Genomic DNA, 17,553 nt, shown 5'->3' with positions numbered 1-17,553 from the left:
TCTGCATGTTCCTTTGCCTCATTCAGGCAAAAGAAATCCGCTCACCGAAACGGCGCCAAAATGCTTGACAGCGATTCGCGGAAGTGTGATTCTCTCAGTTGCTACACATTGAGAAGGGCTTCCGGGGCGTGATCGTTTCGGGGGCCTTTTTCTTTTGCTGGGTTCTCCTCTCGCCGCCTCTCACGCGCCTTTCGATGCGCCGTCGCCGGCGTCGAAAGAACGATACTCCTCGAGCAACTCGGGCAGGCGAGCGGCGAGAAACTGCGCAAATGCGCTTCCATCCGCTTTTGCCAGCGTCACTCTGACATCGCGCTCGGAGGCGCGAATTTCCGCGATCGATTGGCCCGCGGAGTTCCTGATCTCTATGATCGGGCGGGCAGGGCGCGGCTCCGCCTCGGCCCGCTTCGCCGCGGCGAGCGTCCGTGCAAAACGCGTGTCGCCATCGAGCGATGAGAAGGCGGGAAGGGCGGCCGCCGCCCTCGCCCGCCTCAGCGCCGGAGCGTCACGCAACAACTCGGCGAATTCCTGCCAGCGGCCGCGGCCGATCCTCGGCGCCCTTCCGATCGCTCGAACGACATCCTCCGGCACCGCCTTGGCGACCGATATGAGCTTGGAGGCCTCGGCCCTGTCGATGGCGAGCGCCTGCTGAATGACCGAGCGACTGCGCCCGGCGCTCTCCAACCGCCAAGCGAAGACCGCGCGTTCGATGAAGCTCAAATCCTCACGCGCTGAATTTTCGACGCCCTGCGCGATGATGAGATCATCATCGCCGAGCGCGCGAATGATCGCTTTCACCGGACGGCCGAGTTGGAGCGCGGCGCGAATGCGGCGATGGCCGAAGGCCGTCTGATAGCGACCGGGCAGGGCAGGGTTGACGCGCAGCAGGACGGGAACTTCCTGCCCACGATCGCCGATCGATTGTTTCAGCGCCTCGAAGGAGGCGTCCTCCTCCTGCGGGAACCGATCGGCGAAAGGGGAGGGGTCGACCAACCCCGGGTCGATGTCGACCACCTGCTCGCCCGCGGCGATGCGTGCCCGCAGCATTTCGTTTTCCCGCTCTATGTCGGAGAAGGTCTCCTTCATCGAGCGCACCGCCCCGGCCGCGACGCGGCGCGGCTCCGGATTGTTGTCAGCAGACAACATCGGGGCGGGGGGCTGCGCGAAGAGGGAGCGGATCGTATCCGTGCGCTTGCTCATCGCCGCCAGACCTTTTCCATGAGGCTGAGGATTTCCCGATTGACGCCATTGACCGATTCGAGCCCGCGCTCGAAAGCGGCGCGGCCGACCGAGCCCCTTTCGAGTTCGTAGAGCGATTGCTTGGTGAGCCCGGCATTGGCGATGGCCGTCGACTTCCATACCGTCGCGCCCAGCACATCCTGGCCGAAGAGATTGCGCAGAAGAGCGACAATCTGCGTTTCCGGCACGTCATTGGGATCGTGCCGTGTCACGACATATCGGATGAAATCATAATCCAGCCGGCCGCCTGCCTCCTCGATGACCGTCATGACGTCCGACGTCATGAGCAGAAATTGATTCATCGAGGCCACATCCACCATCTGCGGATGAATGGTCACGAGCATGGCCGTCGCCGCATTCAGCGCGCCCATGGTGAGATAGCCGAGCTGGGGCGGGCAATCGATCACGACGACGTCGAAATCGTCCGCGATCTCGGCGATCGCGCTACCGACCCGCCGAAAAAACAAATCGCCGCCGCGCAGTGACCGCTCCGCCATGGCGCGCGGAGTGTGATGCTCGAATTCCATGAGCTCGAGATTGCCGGGGACGAGCGAGACCCCGGCGAAATAGGTGGGTCGCACCACGTCCCGCATCGGCCGGCGCGCCTCGTCATAGCGAATCGCGCCATAGAGGGTTTCGCCCTCGCCAATATCGAACTCCGGCTGATAGCCGAACATGGCCGAAAGCGAGGCCTGCGGATCGAGGTCTATGGCCAGCACCCGATAACCTTCGAGCGCGAGAAACTGCGCGAGATAGAGCGACGTCGTGGTCTTGGCCGACCCGCCCTTGAAATTGGCGACCGCGATCACCTGCAATTTGTCGCCGGGGCGCCGATGCGGCAAGAATCCGAGCGCCTCCTTTGGACGCGCGCCCGCGAGGTAGACGCGCAGCTCACCGATCTGGGCCGGCGTGTAGGATCGCCGTCCACCGCCCGCCACCGCGGGCGTCGGGCCGAGCCCGTCGAGCGACAATTGCCGAAGATATCCGTCGGACACGCCGAGGAATCGCGCGACCTCGCCCGACGAGAAAGAGCGAAGGGTTTTTCGAGCCGCCGGCGGAAACAGCGTGGCGCTCAACGCCTGCATCTGCCCCGACAAGACTTTCGCATGGCGGGTCATTCGCTGCAGCGCGCTCTCCGGCGCCGTATAGGGCAGGGCGTCCAAGTTGCTCGTCACAGAAAACGGTTCCTAAGCGTTAAACGGCCAATTTCCGTCTGTGACTAGAGGCCGATTCTCGATTCGTTGCAAGCCGTATTGAGTTAATGGTGTCCTAACGGCCCACCGGCCGCAGTCCGCGCAAATGCATGCATCGCCCATAGCGCCTCAATGATTCGGCTCTCGGCCGATGAACGCGCAACCCGCATTGGCACGGCCCGCGGTCTCGAACCGAAGGAGACAGACGAGCGTCGACTGTGTCCCCTCGAATCGCGATGAGCGCACCGCTCCCGTGCGGACATACGTATAGCGAAAAAGCTCCTGCCGCGGCAGCAGGCGCCGCTGAGACGACCTAGCCGCCTTCTCAGCGGCGCTGACGCGACCGAGAAGGGGCGGCAGGTCAATACCCTGATCGGCGGCAAGGGAGGCCGCCGACAGTCGCTCCCACGTAGCGACCGAGCCTGGCGTTCTCCGAATTCTGGGCGTTCAACGGCGCAACACGCCCCGCGCTTTTTATTTAAGCAATTCGGCCCCGGAGCAAGACGCTTATATTTGTTCCGCGGGCGAGCGGCGATCTATCGCTTCACGCGTGAGGAAAACTGCCTCAATCTACGCCGCTATGGGACCAGCCCCTGCCCCGGCTCCACCATGATGCTGAGCGTGACAAAGAGCCAGAGCACGGCAAAATCGACCTTGTCGACAGACATTCCCTCTGCATTCCGCGAACTCCTTTGCGCCAGACGAATACAAAGCTATGCCATATTATTTTATATCATTTACATATCGTAACGGAAAGCACACGCCAATCTGAACGATAGCAAGATGGAATAACCCCATTTTTGTCTAATACCTGGAGCCGATGGCCGGCACATCGAAAAGTATTTCGCGCTCAACGGGAGGCGGAGTGGCGTATCCAGAAGCAGAATATCGACCATTATATTATCGTCATTTGGACAGCATTCATCGGCGCAGACCACACAATGGCTACCCGATCCCGCTTCTGGCGCCCGCCAGCACGCAATACGCGAGCGTGACGCTGAGCGGCGCAAACGCCGGCCTGAAGATCAACGGAACCAATTACACGCTCATCCAGACTGTCGCGCAGCTCGACGCGCTCGACAGCCATGACGCCACCGTCCTGCCGGGAACCACGGCGGCGAGCGTCTCCGGCAATTATGCGCTGGGGCAGAATATCGATGCGTCAGGGACGACCTACACCGATGCGTTGATCGAGAAATTTTCCGGAATGCCGGCCGGCCTCGACCATACGGTCGGCAATCTGACGATCACCTCCACGGCGTTAGTGAACAATAATCCCGTTTCCAATCTCGCTCTGATCGGCCAGACGACCGCTGGCGGCCTCGTTCGCGATATCGGAGTCGTCAACGCCAATATAAGCTCCTCGGCCACAGTTGTCTTTTCGTCCGGACCGCAGACAGTTTACGGCAACTTCCTCGGTGCGCTGGTCGGCTCGAATTTGGCCAATATCAGCAAAGCCTACAGCACAGGAACCGTCGTTGGAGGCAATTCCGGCGGTCTGATCGGCTATAACGGCATTTTCCCACAACCCGGCGTGTTCAACACCATCTCGGACAGCTTCTCGACAGTGAATGTGACCGGTGCAACGGTCGGTGGACTGATCGGCCGAAGCGAATATCTCAAGATCTATCGTTCCCACGCCAGCGGAACCGTCGACTCTTCACTCGGAGGAAACAGCGGAGGATTGATCGGCTACGCAAGCAATACGAATGTTTACGATTCTTACGCAACCGGTGATGTCCTCGGCGGCACGATCGGCGTTGGTCTCGGAGGCCTCATCGGAAATGTGCCGAGCGGCTCCGCTCCGATCCTCATCAGGAACTCCTTCGCCACCGGCAATGCGACGGGTTTCTACGATCTCGGAGGGTTGGTCGGCACTGTCTCATCGTCGATTTCCAACTTCACCCTGGAGAATAGCTACGCCACGGGCAATGTGACCAGCTATCAGAACACAGATGTCAGCCAGCCCCCCGGCATCGGCGGCCTGATCGGCGCGGCCAGCAGCTTTGGCTCCAACATCGTGACGATCACGAATTCTCACGCCACGGGCAATGTGACCTATACGGGGGCCTTCGGCACGGGGGCCGGCGGCCTCGTCGGCTATACGCAGGGTAACGGGCTCATCGCCAATTCTTACGCCACCGGCAATGTCACAGGCGTCTCCGGCACGGGCGGCCTTATTGGCACAGGCGGCTCGACCAACATCACCAACTCCTATGCGACCGGCAATGTGACCGGGGGCAACAACGCCGGCGGCCTCGCGGGCTCCAGCAGCGCGACCATCACCAATTCCTACGCTACGGGCAATGTCGTCGCCAATGTGCAAGCCGGCGGCCTCGTGGGAACCAACGCCGGCGGGACGATCACCGGCTCACACGCGACCGGATCGGTGACCGCTCTCGGCACGACGACCAACGCCACGCTGGCTTCCGCCGGCGGGTTGGTCGGAACCAATTTTGGACTAATCTCCAATTCCTACGCCACCGGCGCCGTGACGGGCCAGAGCGGCTACACGGGCGGGATCGCCGGCGTGAATTTCAACAATAGCGGCAATCCCAACAACACGACGACCGGCGTCATCAACAACAGCTATTACAACTCCGAGGTCAACCCCAGCTTGCCGGCGACCAATTTTCCGTCAGGCCTCGCAAGTCAACTCGTCGCCGGCAAGGTGACTGGCGGCGGCGGTTTGACGAGCGCCCAAATCAAGGACGCGCCCTTCTATATCAATGGCACGATCAACCAAGTGTTCGCCGCGCGCGCGGCAGCGGCAGAAGCCGCCGCAGCCGCCTCGGCCGCCGCCGCGCGTCTGGCCCAGACGCAACATGCGGCGAGCGGCGCCGGCAATGTGATCTCCAATCGGGCGACGGCGCCGACCACTGTTCCCAACGGGTTGCTCGCCACGGCGGGCAGAGCGGCGGTGGAGGCCGTGTCCTCGGCCGATGTCGACGCCCTCATACAGGGCTGCGAGCCCACGCAGACGCCTCTGCCGGCGGTCCGCACGCATACGCAGCATGCTTCGACGACGACGAGCGGGCCTCACAAGGTCCACGTCTCCTCGCCGGGCGCTCATTATCGCGCGCGCATTCGCAGCATCGAAGTCGACGGCCAGCATTTCGATCTTGACAACGGCGGCAGGAACTCGGCTCCCACGCCAAATGCCCAATAATGAGGTCGATCCTCGAACGGAGATCCGTGTTCTTCTTCTCCTGCTCGGCCGCGCCGCAGGCCTTCGCCCAAAGACAGCGAACTGACCCTCGACGCCGTGCTCGTCGGTCTCGGACGATGCAGCCGAGACCGACGAGGGCCTCGACGATCGATCGTCCGCGATGCGCGCGTGGGGGCCGGGTTTACCGCTTTGTCTGTCGATGATAGAATGACTTATGATCCGTTTGTTCCGCGCGCTCATCCCCATGCTGGCATTGGCTTCGCTGCTCCTCGGAGCCGCGCCGCTGGCGCGCGCCGGTCACGGATGCGAGGGCATGAGCGCCGCCGCCATGGAGGATTGCCATAAGGCGGCGGGGGATCGCGGCTCGGTCGCGGCGGATGATTGCGCGGCTGTGTCCTGCGCGCAGATTTCGCCCATCGCCGCGCCGAATGCATCCTCCTTCCTCATCCCCGCCGTAACGGCGAAGGGGAGGGTCATCGCAGCGAGCGACGCCGATTTCGCCTCTCTGACCGGCTCTCCAGAGCTTCGACCTCCGATCGCCTGAAGCCGCAATCGCCGGCTCCGCCGCTCGCGCGACGGAACGGCCATGTCGCTTCAACGCCATCCGCCGCTGTAGCGGCCGGAGATCGAGATCATGCCTCCTTACGCGCCTATTTTCGGCGCGCTCGCGCTCGCCGCGAGCGTGACCGCATCCGTGCTTCACGCCTCCCATTCCGACGCTTCCCATAGCGACGCCGCGGGGTCCGAACATTCGACGCGGGCCGCCGCGCTCGATGATCCCATCTTGTTCTATCGCGATCCGATGGGTGGGACGGAGATCGTGCGCCAGCCGCGCAAGGATGAGATGGGAATGGATTTCCTGCCCGTGCGCCGCTCGCAGCTCGCGCCTTTCGTCGCAAAGCTCCCCGATCCGCCAGTCGCCGCGAGCGAGGAGCCGCTCTTCTACCGCGATCCCATGGGCGGTGACGCGATTTCCGCCACGCCGCGCAAGGACGGCATGGGGATGGACTTTCTGCCGGTCCGTCCCGCCGATCTGCGCGCCATACTGACGAAGCTCGCCGCCGCGCCGCGCAGGAAACGCATCCTCTACTACCGCAATCCGATGGGGCTGCCGGATGTGTCGGCCGTTCCGAAGAAGGATTCGATGGGCATGGATTACACGCCCGTCTATGAGGGCGACGATGTCGAGGCCGATGGCGCGCTACGCATCGCACCTGGGAAAATCCAGCGCGCCGGCGTGCGCTCGGAACTGGTGCGCCGTCAGCCGATCGTCACCGAGATTCGCGCGCCCGGCGCCGTGCAGGTCGACGAGCGCCGCGTCGCCGTCGTCGCGACGCGCTCGGAAGCCTTCATCGAGAAGGTCTTCGAGGCGACGACCGGCGCGCGCGTCGCCAAGGGCCAGCCGTTGGCGCGGCTCTATTCGCCGGCCATTGCGGCGGCGGCTGCCGATTATCTCGCCTTCTCCGGCGCGCGCAACAGCGGCGATCCCAGCCTGCTCGAGGGCGTGCGCCGCAAGCTCGAGACGCTGAACGCGCCAGCGGAATTCATCGCCGAGATCGCCAGGAGCCGGCGCGTGCCGGCGAGCGTCTCCTGGCCCGCGCCGCGCGACGGACTCATTCTCGAGCGCAACGCCGTCGAAGGGATGAAGGCCGAGGCCGGCCAGGTGCTGTTCCGCATCGCCGATCTCTCTGTCGTCTGGGCGCTGGTGGATGTCTCCGAGCATGATTATGCGCGGCTGCGCCTCGGCCAGCCGGTCGAGATCAGAGCGCGCGGCCTTCCCGATCGCATCTTCTCCGGCCATGTGACGGCCATTTATCCGCAGATCAATCGCGAGACGCGCACGGCGCGCGTGCGCATAGAGCTGCCAAATCCCGATCTGACCTTGCGGCCCGACATGTATGTGGAGGCGCAGATCGGCTCCGGCGATCACGACGCCGTCATCGCCGCGCCGGAAAGCGCGGTGATCGAGACCGGCAAGCGCGCGCTCGTTCTGCTCGACAAGGGCGATGGCCGTTTCGAGCCGCGCGCGGTGACGCTCGGCCGGCGTGGCGAAGGCTATGTCGAGGTGAGGAGCGGGCTCGCCGAAACCGACCGCGTGGTGACGGCGGCCAATTTTCTCATCGATTCGGAGAGCAATCTGCGCGCGGCGCTGCAGACTCTCGCCGGCGCGGAGACAGCGCGATGATCGGCCGGCTGATCGCCTGGTCGGCGCGCAATCTCGTTCTCGTTTTCATCGGAGCCGCCTTCGCCGCGGCGGCGGGACTCTATGCGCTGCGCACTTTGCCGCTCGACGCGCTTCCCGATCTCTCCGACGTGCAGGCGATCGTCTACACGGAATATCCGGGGCAGGCGCCGCAAGTGGTGGAGGATCAGGTCACTTATCCGCTGACCAGCGCCATGCTGACCGTGCCGCGCTCGAAAGTGGTGCGCGGCTTCTCCTTCTTCGGCGTCTCCTTCGTCTATGTGATCTTCGAGGATGGCGTCGATCTCTATTGGGCGCGCTCGCGCGTGCTGGAATATTTGAGCGCCGCCGGCAAGAAGCTGCCGCAAGGCGTGACGCCGACGCTCGGCCCGGACGCCACCGGCGTCGGCTGGGTCTATCAATATGCGCTCATCGCCAAGGAGATGACGCTCGCCGAGCTGCGCTCGCTGCAGGATTGGACGCTGCGCTACGGCCTCTCCAAGGCGGAGGGCGTCGCCGAGATCGCGAGCGTCGGCGGTTTCGTCAAGCAATATAATGTCGTCGTCGATCCCAACCGGCTGCGCGCGCTGGGCGTTTCGCTGAAGCAGCTACGCGAAGCGATCCGCGCCAGCAACACGGATGTCGGCGGACGCACGGTGGAGCTCTCCGAATTCGAGTTCATCGTGCGTGGCCGCGGCTATCTGAAGAGCGCCGCCGACATAGAGCATATCGGCTTGCGCGCGGAGAATGGCACGCCTCTGCTGCTGCGCGATGTCGCGCGCGTCGAGCTGGGGCCAGACGAGCGCCGCGGCGTCGCCGAGCTCGACGGCGAAGGCGAGGTCGCCAGCGGAATCGCGCTGCAACGTTACGGCGTCAATGCGCTGAGCGTCGTCGAGAATGTGAAGGCGGCGCTCGCGCGGCTCATGCCCGGACTGCCGAAAGGCGTCGAGATCACGACCGTCTATGATCGCTCGCCGCTCATTCACGCGGCGATCGAGACATTGCGCAAGGCGCTCGTCGAGGAGAGCCTGATCGTCGCGATCGTCTGCGCCGCCTTTCTGATGCATATGCGCAGCGCAATCGTCGCGATCGTCATGCTGCCGATCGGCGTGCTCATCGCCTTTGCAGCGATGAAGGCGATCGGCGTCGGCTCCAACATCATGAGTCTCGGCGGCGTCGCCATCGCCATTGGCGCGATGGTCGATGCGGCGATCGTCATGATCGAGAATGCGCATAAGCATTTGGAGCGCGCGCCGCCGCAGAAGCCGCGCCTCGACATATTGATCGAGGCGGCGAGCGAAGTAGGGCCGGCGCTATTCGTCAGCCTGCTCGTCATCACCGTCTCCTTCCTGCCGATCTTCACGCTCGAGGCGCAAGAGGGACGGCTGTTTGCGCCGCTCGCCTATACCAAGACCTTCGCCATGGCGGCGGCGGCGCTGCTCTCGGTGACGCTGGTTCCGGCGCTGATGGTCGTCTTCGTGCGCGGGAAGATCGTGCCGGAAGCGAAGAATCCGATCAATCGCGCCTTGATCTTTCTCTATCGTCCGATCATCGCGCGCGTCCTGAGAGCGAAGACGGCGACGATCCTCGTCGCCATCGTCGCGATCCTCGTGACGATCGTCCCGGCGGGCCGGCTCGGCGGCGAATTCATGCCGACACTGGATGAGGGCGCCTTGCTCTATATGCCGACGACGCTGCCCGGCCTCTCCGTCACCAAGGCCGCCGAATTGCTGCAGACGCAGGATCGCATCATCAAGAGCTTTCCCGAGGTCGCATCTGTCTATGGCAAGGCGGGCCGCGCGGCGACGGCGACCGATCCGGCGCCGCTCGAAATGTTCGAGACCATCATCGCGCTGAAGCCCAAGGCGCAATGGCGCGCGGGGCTGACGACGAGCAAGCTCATCGCCGAGCTCGACGCGGCCCTGCAATTTCCCGGCGTCTCCAACGCCTGGACCATGCCGATCAAGGCGCGCGTCGACATGCTGGCGACGGGCATACGCACGCCGATCGGCGTGAAGATCTTCGGCCGCGATCTCGCGCAGATGGAAGGTCTCGCGCGTCAGGTGGAGGCGGCGCTGAAGCGCGTGCCCGGCACGGCGAGCGCCTATGCCGAGCGCGTCAATGGCGGCTATTTTCTCGATATCGTGCCCGATCATCCGGCGCTCGCGCGCTATAATCTGATGATCGGCGATGTGCAGGAGGTGATCGCCACCGCGCTCGGCGGCGAGACAGTGACGACGACAGTGGAAGGGCGCGAGCGCTATGGCGTCAATATTCGCTATCCGCGCGAGTTCCGCTCCGATCCGCAGACGATCGGCAGGGAAGTGCTCGTGCCGCTGCCGCGCGGCGGCGCCGCGCCGCTGGGGGAGGTGGCCACGATCGAGCTGACGCGCGGACCGACGTCGATCCGCACCGAGAACGGCCAGCTCGCCGTCTATGTCTTCGTCGATGTGCGTGATCGCGATCTCGCCTCCTATGTCGCCGAGGCGCAGAAGACCGTCGCGCAATCGATCGCTCTGCCCGCCGGCTCCTATCTCACCTGGAGCGGGCAGTTCGAATATATGCAGCGCGCCGAGGCGCGGATGCGGATCGTCGTGCCGCTGACGCTCGCCATCATCTTTCTGCTGCTCTATCTCAACTTCCGCCGCCTGACCGATACATTGATCGTGATGGCGTCGCTGCCTTTCGCGCTCGTCGGCGGCGTATGGGCGATGTGGCTCATGAGCTTCGACATGTCGGTCGCCGCAGCGGTCGGCTTCATCGCCCTCGCCGGCGTCGCCGCCGAGACCGGCGTCGTCATGCTGATCTATCTCGATCAGGCGCTACGTGAGATCGCCGCCGCACGCGCCGCGCAGGGCTGCGCGCTCACGCGCGCCGATCTTCATGAGGCCATCATGCTCGGCGCCGTCGAGCGCGTGCGCCCGAAGATGATGACGGTGACGGCCATCATCGCCGGCCTGCTGCCGATCCTCTGGAGCTCCGGCGCCGGCTCGGAGGTCATGCAGCGCATAGCGGCGCCCATGATCGGCGGCATGGTCTCCTCGACGGCGTTGACGCTCATCGTCATTCCGGCGATCTATGCGCTCGTCATGGGCGCTCGTCTGCCACGCGCCGATGTCGCTCATACGCGCGACGCAACGGAGGCGTCCTAAAAGCGTGGGCGCGCCATACCCCGCAAAGCTTTCGCGCCGTCGCCGGAAGCCGAGCTCACGGCTTGTCATCGCGCGCGCCCACTCCGCCATCGCCAATGGCTTTTAGCGAATCGTGATCGCCGGCGAGGATAAGTGAACACCCGAATGGCGACTCTGCGGAAGCGTCGATAAACGGATTCTCGTCATCCGCCTCGTGTCGCGAGCAGTTCGCGACCTAGTCGCGGGGGGGCTCGAATGACGGCGATCAAAACAATTATCGGCGCGTCAATGACGAGTCTGGCCACGACTGGCGTCGAATCTCGAATCGCGAAGCGATGAAAGTGGAAATCGAAACAAACCTCTCGCTTCCATTGGGCGACGGCTGGGGTCTCCACCCGCCCGCCACGGATCGCCTCGTCATCATCAACGCGACTGCGAAGCTCGTGCTGGACCTGCTGCGGGCAGGCGTGACGCGTGAGGAGATCGCAGGCGCTTTCACAGAGCATTTCGACCTGCCGCTGGATGACGCCGCGAGCGATGTTGCATGCGACGCATCGGCTTCTCCTTCCATCGAAGGCGACGAAATCGACTGCGGCGAATGGCGCTTCGGCGACCAGGCCGTCCACATCGTGTCGAGCGTGCCGGAGCTGACCCGAGATTATTTCGCGCGCTTCGCGCATGAGATCGCGCCGCCGAGCGCAAAGGCCGCGCAGCTGCGATTATCGACAGCCGGCGACGGCTATCGGCTGACGCTGGAGGGCGAGAGCAGATGGATCGGCGACACATTGCCGGAGCTGATCGCGCGACTTAACGAGCTCTTCCTCGGATGGGAGCATCCCGATGTGGAGCTTCTCGCTTATTTTCACGCGGCGGCGGTGAGCCGCAACGCGCGCGCCGTCCTTCTTCCGGGCGCGAGCGGCGCCGGCAATTCGACGCTCGTCGGCTATCTTTGCGACCACGGATTTTCCTATCTCGGCGACGACCTCGTCGCCCTGTCGGCGCATGACTGGTCTCTACGGCCTTTGCCGACGCTCCTCTCGCTGAAATCCGAATCCTGGAACATATTGGAAGGGCTCTTTCCCGAGCTGTCCGACCGTCCGACCCTATGCCGCCAAGGGCGCGACGTGCGCTATGTGGCGCCGCGCGCGAGAGAGCGCTCTTCCTGCGCGCCGGCGATCATTCTCTTTCCGTCTTACACGCCCGAAGAGCCCGCGACGCTCGCGAAGCTCACGCCTCTGCAGACGATCACGCGATTGCTCGAATCGGCGATGGATATCGAGGCTCCCGTCACCGAAGCGAAGATCGCCGAGATTTGCCGCTTCATCCTGTCCACTCCAGCCTATGAGCTGCGTTACGGCGATCTGGCGCAGGCGTCGAAGATGGTGGAGGATGCTCTCGACGCGAAGGTTTAGGCAACCGCGCCAAATGCTCGCCCGATCGGCGCGACGCGGCTCGGCTGCCGAAGCGCCGGCTGCTCGAAAGGCGAGAGGACTTATCGCGCCCCTCGGCGCGAGCCGATAGCCGCGTCTCGCCGCCTTACGGGACAATGCGCGCGGCCTCACTCCACCGCCAGCCGCTCGGCGAGCTCGGACACATCGTCCCAGGTCAAAAGGTGGCGTCCCTCCACCGTTTCCACGAGAACGCCATCCTGCCCGACGGTCGCCGAGAATTCGACATCGCCGCCGACCGGGCTCAGATAGATGATGTCGGCCCGGCGCCAGTCATAGGCCAGAGCGGTAAAATTGCGCGACAACGTTCGGCCTTCCTCGAGGGTCAGGTCGAAATATACCCGCTCGCTCAGCATCATCCGCAACATATCGCCGAACAGCCGGTTCGACACGCGCTTGACGAGGGGATAGCTCATGCGTCTCTGCTCGGGTGAGGCTGTGCGGCTGGAGCCAGGACGGTCGCGCTTTCCGGCGCCGCGACAGAGTGGGGAGCCACCGTCGTCGTCTCCGCGGAGAAACGCGGCGATGGCTGCTTTTGGGTGACGAGCAACGCCCATGCCACGAGGGCTCGGGCTCGGCTGCTCGCCTAGACGGCGCGAACCTCCTCCGGCTTCGCGATGAATTCCAGGCGATCGGCGCGATCGAAATCCGCCGCCGCCGCCTCGAGCAGGAAGCGGTTCGGATACCAGAAATTGGCGTAGGGCAGGAACAGATTGCCGAACGACAGGCTGGCCAGAGGCTCGGTCCCGGCGAAGAGAACGACCTCCACTCCGACGCCATTGGTCGGCCCGACAGTATTGTCGCCGAATATTTCGAACTGGACCACGAATTTGGCGGACGTAACGCCGCCCTCCGAGGTTTTGATCCCGATGACGCGGAGATCCTGGAAACGGCGACCGATCGCGCCATCCGTCAGAAGTTGCTGAAATTCATGCGCGCGCCCCTTCTTGACCTGACTGGCGTCGTCCAGCGGGACGCCAAGATCGGCCAATCCTGTGGGCTTGGCGGGCGCCAGCGTCACGACGGTGCGGGTTTCTTGCAGTACGGGCAAGGTCGGCTCCTTGTGGTTTTCAACGTTGGACCCGACAAAACCGGGGTCCACGCCGCGCGCCACGCATTTTGCGCGCCAAACGCCGAGACGCCGCTTTTGGATCAGCGGCCTGCCGCTCACTGCCTCGGAATGGCGCTCGTCGCCCGCAAAAAACGAAAAGGGCGCCGCCCGATCCGTCTGGATCGGACAACGCCCTGTTTTCCTTCCGAAAACGCCTAGCGCGTCAGGCCCAAGCCGCCTCGCCGAGCGTGGACAGAACCGCGCGCATCGCCTCGCGATTGCTCAGCGTGACATAGGCGTAGCCACATTCTTCCATCGCTGCTCTCGTCGCCTCGCGCATTTTCGCCAGGCGGCGACGCGACAGGCTCGGGAACATATGATGCTCGATCTGGCTGTTGAGGCCGCCGGTCAGCCAATCGAGAAAAGGCGAGCTCGGCGTGTTGCGCGTCGCGCGCGCCTGCCGGTCGTAGAATCCCTTCGACTCCTTGGCGTCATAGACTTCCATGCCCGTGTGGTTGAGCACGAAGACGAAGGCGAGGATGAAGCCGCCGACGAGCTGGGCGCCGAGGAACCAGAGCCAGCCGGTCCAGGCCGGCCCCGGCGTCAGCATTCCCGCGAGCGCGAAGCCCGACACCCAATGGGCGACGCAGAGCGACGCTTCCCACCATTGCTTGTTCTTGGCCGCGACCTCTATGCTCTGCCAGCTCCAGTTGAAGCGCGCGACCGAGAGGATCGGGAAGAACAGCGGAACCTGAAAGCGGGGCAGAAAGAAGGACAGCGCGCGCCCCAGCCCGGCGCGCCGCGACTTGGCGTTGTATTCCGCGAGCGACTTGTCCCAGACCAGCCAAGGGGGGGAGTCGATATCGCCGTCGATCGGCGTGAGGCTGCCATCCTCCTCGACGCGGCAAGCGTTCGGGAAAGCGTGGTGAAGCTCGTGCTTCTCGACCCACCAGGTGGAGCCGAATCCCTGGGCGAGCGCGATCAGCCGCAGCTTCAGACGCGCCTTCGTCTCGCCGCGGGGACCCCACTGGCTATGCGCGACGTCATGACCGAGATAGGCCGTCCGCGGATAATGCAGGCCGAGAACGAGCAGTCCGACCGCCGCAGCGACGCCGCCCTGTGCGAGCAGCGTGAAAGCGAGGGCGGGGGCCGCCACAAGCTCCAGGCAGCGAAGCGCCTGTTCCCAAAAGGGCACGCTGTAATAGCCCTGCTCATGCGCCCAGCTCCTCAACGCAGCGATACGCTGGGCCAGGCCTTTTGCGTCCGGGGCGCCGTCTGGAGCATCGAGGGTGGCCGAACTTGCATGTTGTTGGTTCAATGGAATACCCGGGTAGCACGCTCGGCTACTGTCTGAGGCCGCAGCCTCTGCCTATCGGGCGAAGACGGGGCTTTTGTCAAATTTCTTTCACGGAAGAAGGGGTCGATCGGCATCGATCCGGCTCGAAAATCGGGGCCGCTAGGCCGGTTGGCCCAAGAAAAACCGCTGTGTCGAGAATTTTTGTCGCGGGGACGCCGGCATTGCGCAGCTTTCGCCTGTCCCATGGCGACGAGAGCAGCCAAGTCCCTGCTTCTGGACTCGCTCGCCGGCAGCGTTGGACGTCCGTGACAATTCCGCGGCTTGTTCTCATGCGTCAGTCCCGGGCGTCCGCCTCGAGCCTCGCCCGCCGAGGCGCGGCGACTTGGATTTTCTCGGACGCCCGATCTATAGTCGCGCTCACGGAAAAGGTCCGCATCCGTCGCCCGCGACTTTCCCGTTTTTACAAAATTTCCAATGCTGACATTCGCGGATATCCGGCAGAGACCGGAGCGATGACGATTGCGCCCAAATGGGCGGGACCGGACTTCCACGAAGTCAGGCCATTGCCTGACGCGATCGTCGAGCGCACGCTCCGACGGCGCTGCGGAGACGCCGGCGCCAACATCGATCCGCGTCCAATCTCCGGCCAACGATGAGAAACCCGGTGTGAATGGGGGACCCCTCGAAATTGAAATGATCGAACGGAATCGTTCGATCCAACCGCATTCGCACCCTGGAATTTAGAGCGCCTCCTCCGCGATCGCCCACAGCTCGAGCTCGAGCTCCGGCCAGTCGCCGGAAAAATGCAGCCCGATCGAGGCGGCGACGGAGAACTCCCGCCACAGCGGCGAATGACGATCGAGATAGAAATAGACATGATGCGAGATCGTGCGAATCTGGCCGGGCGGCGTCGGCATATGCACGAGCGGGATTCCCGGCAGATTGGCGTAGACGATATCGTTCATGCGATTATTCGGCCCGACCTTCAGCAGCTGCGGCAAGAGCTGCTGAATCTCCGACGGCGGCCGATTGCTCGCCACTTCCAGCACCAGCGTCGCATTGCCGAGCAGCGCACGGTCGCGGATGGGCGAGATATAGACATTGGGCGCCCGCTGAACCAGCTCCATCCGACGCGCGCGCCGGCTCGTCCGGGCGCTGAGAAACTCTTGCAGATCACGCAGGATCGGCTCGAAGACATTCTCCAGATCGTCGTGATCATAAGCCGGATAAATGCGGCTGCGACGCTGCTGCGAGCCGAATGTCGCGAGCTCGCCGGCGAGCGAGGCGAGCGATGTGTAGAGCCGCTCCGGATGCGTATAGCCCGACTGGCGCAGATGGCGTAGCAAGGGCGCGGCGCGATTGAGCGTCTGCAGCAGCAGATAGTCCGCGCTCTGCATTCCGCCGCCAGAGGACGGATCGGCGGCATAGCGCGCCAGCTCCTCGAGCTTGCTATCGACCCAGCCTATCACACGGTCGATCCATCCGGTCACGACGCTATGCGCCGCGCAGACGAGCAGCGGCGGCGCGAAATTCGGATCGAAGATGATGACCTTGTCGCGTATCTCGAAAATGCGCGCGATGGCGAGGCAATCATATCCCGGCTTCGGCCGACGGCCGATCTCGAGCTCGAGACGCAGATGCGCGACGTCGATCTCCTCTTCGTCGCGCATCTCCGCGACCGAGTCGATGATCGTCTCCACGCCTTCGGTGAAACGGCTCGCCACATCTTTCGCGCGATAATCGACCTCGCGCGAATTGGGCGAGGCGTTGGGCAATGTCAGCCAGACGGTGAGGCCCGCCGCCTTCGCCGGCGCCTCGATGGAGGCCGGCGCCGGACCTTCGCCCGGAATATCGAAAGGCGTGCCGTCCGGCATCACGCCCGCCGCCTTGCGTAGCGCGATCTTGCTCTGCTGCGCGAGATCGGAATCGATCTCGAGCTGAGCGAATCCCCAAGGGTAGGGACTGGTGTGCCGGGTGCGACTCTCGATGATGCGCTCGAGATAGCGATCATTCTGCTGGAGATGGTGCGGCCGCAAGAACAAACCTTCCCGCCACACGACTTTGCTGCGCCACGACATTGTTCTCGTCCCCTCGGATGCGCGGGTCGCTCCATCTCGTCGCATTGTGAGATATCGCATGTGAGCACGCCGGAAAGACCCGCTGTTCTTTCTCGACGACCGTTCTACCCGCGCAGAAGCGCACCCTCGGTGAGAAAACCCACAGCGCTGTGAACGGCGCAAAGAATTTTCGTTCCTTCCGTCGCGCGCATTCCCATCACGCGATCTGCGCGAGGCGCAGAGCCTCGTCCAGCCAAAGACGAAAAGCGTCCTCCCGCGCCGACGGCGTGAGCCGGCCGGCCGCGAGCATCAAGGCGCCGCGCACGCAGCCGAGCGCCAGTCCCGGATCGACGACGAATGCGACCGCTTCCGCCTGGCCGCTCGAGCGCAGCCAGACGCTCGGACCGCAATAGGCGGCCGCGTAAGCGACGCTCGTCGCAGGCGTCGGCCGCGCGGCGCGGCGCGCGACCTCGAACGCCTGCGCGCGCAACCGCTCCTCCGGCTGGCGAACCCAGGCCTCCGCCGCGTCGAGCGCGTCGCGATCGAGATCGGCCGCCGTCGGCTGCAAGGCGCGCAAATTCTGACAGGCCCACCAGACCGCTCTACGACGCTCGAGCAAATAGGCGCAAAAGCCGACGGCTTCCGCAATTCGTCGAGAGGCTCGCAGCTTCGCCACGAATTCGAGCGGCGTCTCCCTCGTCGGCGCGACTCCGATCTCACGCGCTGCGGCAGGGAAAGCCGCGAACAGATCATATGCGGTCGAGAATCTTTCGCGGATCATCACGCGCC

13 protein-coding genes are annotated in these 17,553 nt (G+C 64.1%); 5 read left to right on the top strand and 8 right to left on the bottom strand.

Annotated elements, in window-relative coordinates; translation table 11 throughout:
* Positions 1-180 precede the first annotated feature (180 nt).
* The 3 genes from repB to EDE12_RS22285 all read right to left on the bottom strand — a co-directional run bounded on the left by repB (position 181) and on the right by EDE12_RS22285 (position 2,675).
* Entirely contained in the window at positions 181-1,197 is a 1,017-nt protein-coding gene (repB, locus tag EDE12_RS16150; RefSeq protein ID WP_024882163.1) for a plasmid partitioning protein RepB, read from the bottom strand.
* Complete coding sequence (gene repA, locus EDE12_RS16145) at positions 1,194-2,321, bottom strand: plasmid partitioning protein RepA (RefSeq protein ID WP_245275699.1); 1,128 nt, start codon at positions 2,319-2,321, stop codon at positions 1,194-1,196. Before repA ends, repB begins: the two co-directional genes overlap by 4 nt.
* A gap of 237 nt (positions 2,322-2,558) precedes the next feature.
* Positions 2,559-2,675 (bottom strand): hypothetical protein, encoded by a 117-nt coding sequence (locus EDE12_RS22285; protein ID WP_245267493.1) that lies wholly within the window; start codon positions 2,673-2,675, stop codon positions 2,559-2,561.
* A gap of 619 nt (positions 2,676-3,294) precedes the next feature.
* Here EDE12_RS22285 and EDE12_RS16135 point away from each other — a divergent pair.
* The 5 genes from EDE12_RS16135 (at position 3,295) to EDE12_RS16115 (ending at position 12,323) form a co-directional block, all read left to right on the top strand.
* On the top strand, positions 3,295-5,598 hold the full coding sequence (locus EDE12_RS16135; protein WP_166671870.1) for a GLUG motif-containing protein: 2,304 nt from the start codon (positions 3,295-3,297) through the stop codon (positions 5,596-5,598).
* Positions 5,599-5,812: 214 nt separating this feature from the next.
* On the top strand, positions 5,813-6,142 hold the full coding sequence (locus EDE12_RS16130; RefSeq protein ID WP_026597754.1) for a hypothetical protein: 330 nt from the start codon (positions 5,813-5,815) through the stop codon (positions 6,140-6,142).
* A gap of 90 nt (positions 6,143-6,232) precedes the next feature.
* Positions 6,233-7,783 carry an efflux RND transporter periplasmic adaptor subunit gene (locus tag EDE12_RS16125; RefSeq protein ID WP_026597755.1) on the top strand — a complete coding sequence of 517 codons (1,551 nt, stop codon included), beginning with the start codon at positions 6,233-6,235 and terminating at the stop codon, positions 7,781-7,783.
* Positions 7,780-10,932: a CusA/CzcA family heavy metal efflux RND transporter gene (locus EDE12_RS16120; protein ID WP_026597756.1), complete on the top strand. Its 3,153-nt coding sequence runs from the start codon at positions 7,780-7,782 to the stop codon at positions 10,930-10,932. The genes EDE12_RS16125 and EDE12_RS16120 overlap by 4 nt, the downstream gene beginning before the upstream one ends.
* Positions 10,933-11,252: 320 nt before the next feature.
* Complete coding sequence (locus tag EDE12_RS16115; protein ID WP_134188163.1) at positions 11,253-12,323, top strand: hypothetical protein; 1,071 nt, start codon at positions 11,253-11,255, stop codon at positions 12,321-12,323.
* Between the two features lie 146 nt (positions 12,324-12,469).
* Here the strand turns inward: EDE12_RS16115 and EDE12_RS16110 are convergent, their stop codons facing one another.
* The 5 genes from EDE12_RS16110 to EDE12_RS16090 all read right to left on the bottom strand — a co-directional run bounded on the left by EDE12_RS16110 (position 12,470) and on the right by EDE12_RS16090 (position 17,545).
* Positions 12,470-12,775 carry a hypothetical protein gene (locus tag EDE12_RS16110; RefSeq protein WP_026597758.1) on the bottom strand — a complete coding sequence of 102 codons (306 nt, stop codon included), beginning with the start codon at positions 12,773-12,775 and terminating at the stop codon, positions 12,470-12,472.
* A 170-nt stretch (positions 12,776-12,945) separates the two neighbouring features.
* The gene (locus EDE12_RS16105) at positions 12,946-13,473 is read right to left on the bottom strand and encodes a hypothetical protein (protein WP_245275691.1); all 528 of its coding nucleotides are present in this window, start codon (positions 13,471-13,473) and stop codon (positions 12,946-12,948) included.
* Positions 13,474-13,633: 160 nt separating this feature from the next.
* Positions 13,634-14,566 (bottom strand): acyl-CoA desaturase, encoded by a 933-nt coding sequence (locus EDE12_RS16100; RefSeq protein WP_245267496.1) that lies wholly within the window; start codon positions 14,564-14,566, stop codon positions 13,634-13,636.
* Between the two features lie 881 nt (positions 14,567-15,447).
* Complete coding sequence (gene tssK / locus EDE12_RS16095) at positions 15,448-16,785, bottom strand: type VI secretion system baseplate subunit TssK (RefSeq protein ID WP_026597760.1); 1,338 nt, start codon at positions 16,783-16,785, stop codon at positions 15,448-15,450.
* Positions 16,786-16,981: 196 nt separating this feature from the next.
* The gene (locus tag EDE12_RS16090) at positions 16,982-17,545 is read right to left on the bottom strand and encodes a hypothetical protein (RefSeq protein WP_051592321.1); all 564 of its coding nucleotides are present in this window, start codon (positions 17,543-17,545) and stop codon (positions 16,982-16,984) included.
* Between the last annotated feature and the right edge of the window lie 8 nt (positions 17,546-17,553).

It is taken from the genome of Methylosinus sp. sav-2 (assembly GCF_004366495.1).
GTDB lineage: Bacteria > Pseudomonadota > Alphaproteobacteria > Rhizobiales > Beijerinckiaceae > Methylosinus.
Note: the sequence above shows the minus strand (reverse complement) of the source record. Positions and strands in the feature narration are given on the sequence as shown.

Excerpts from the sequence above, each read along its gene's own strand:
- EDE12_RS16120 (WP_026597756.1), top strand. The coding sequence starts at position 7,780 with ATGATCGGCCGGCTGATCGCCTGGTCGGCGCGCAATCTCGTTCTCGTT.
- EDE12_RS16090 (WP_051592321.1), bottom strand. The coding sequence starts at position 17,545 with ATGATCCGCGAAAGATTCTCGACCGCATATGATCTGTTCGCGGCTTTC.
- tssK (WP_026597760.1), bottom strand. The coding sequence starts at position 16,785 with ATGTCGTGGCGCAGCAAAGTCGTGTGGCGGGAAGGTTTGTTCTTGCGG.
- EDE12_RS16130 (WP_026597754.1), top strand. The coding sequence starts at position 5,813 with ATGATCCGTTTGTTCCGCGCGCTCATCCCCATGCTGGCATTGGCTTCG.
- repA (WP_245275699.1), bottom strand. The coding sequence starts at position 2,321 with ATGCAGGCGTTGAGCGCCACGCTGTTTCCGCCGGCGGCTCGAAAAACC.
- EDE12_RS16125 (WP_026597755.1), top strand. The coding sequence starts at position 6,233 with ATGCCTCCTTACGCGCCTATTTTCGGCGCGCTCGCGCTCGCCGCGAGC.
- EDE12_RS16110 (WP_026597758.1), bottom strand. The coding sequence starts at position 12,775 with ATGAGCTATCCCCTCGTCAAGCGCGTGTCGAACCGGCTGTTCGGCGAT.
- repB (WP_024882163.1), bottom strand. The coding sequence starts at position 1,197 with ATGAGCAAGCGCACGGATACGATCCGCTCCCTCTTCGCGCAGCCCCCC.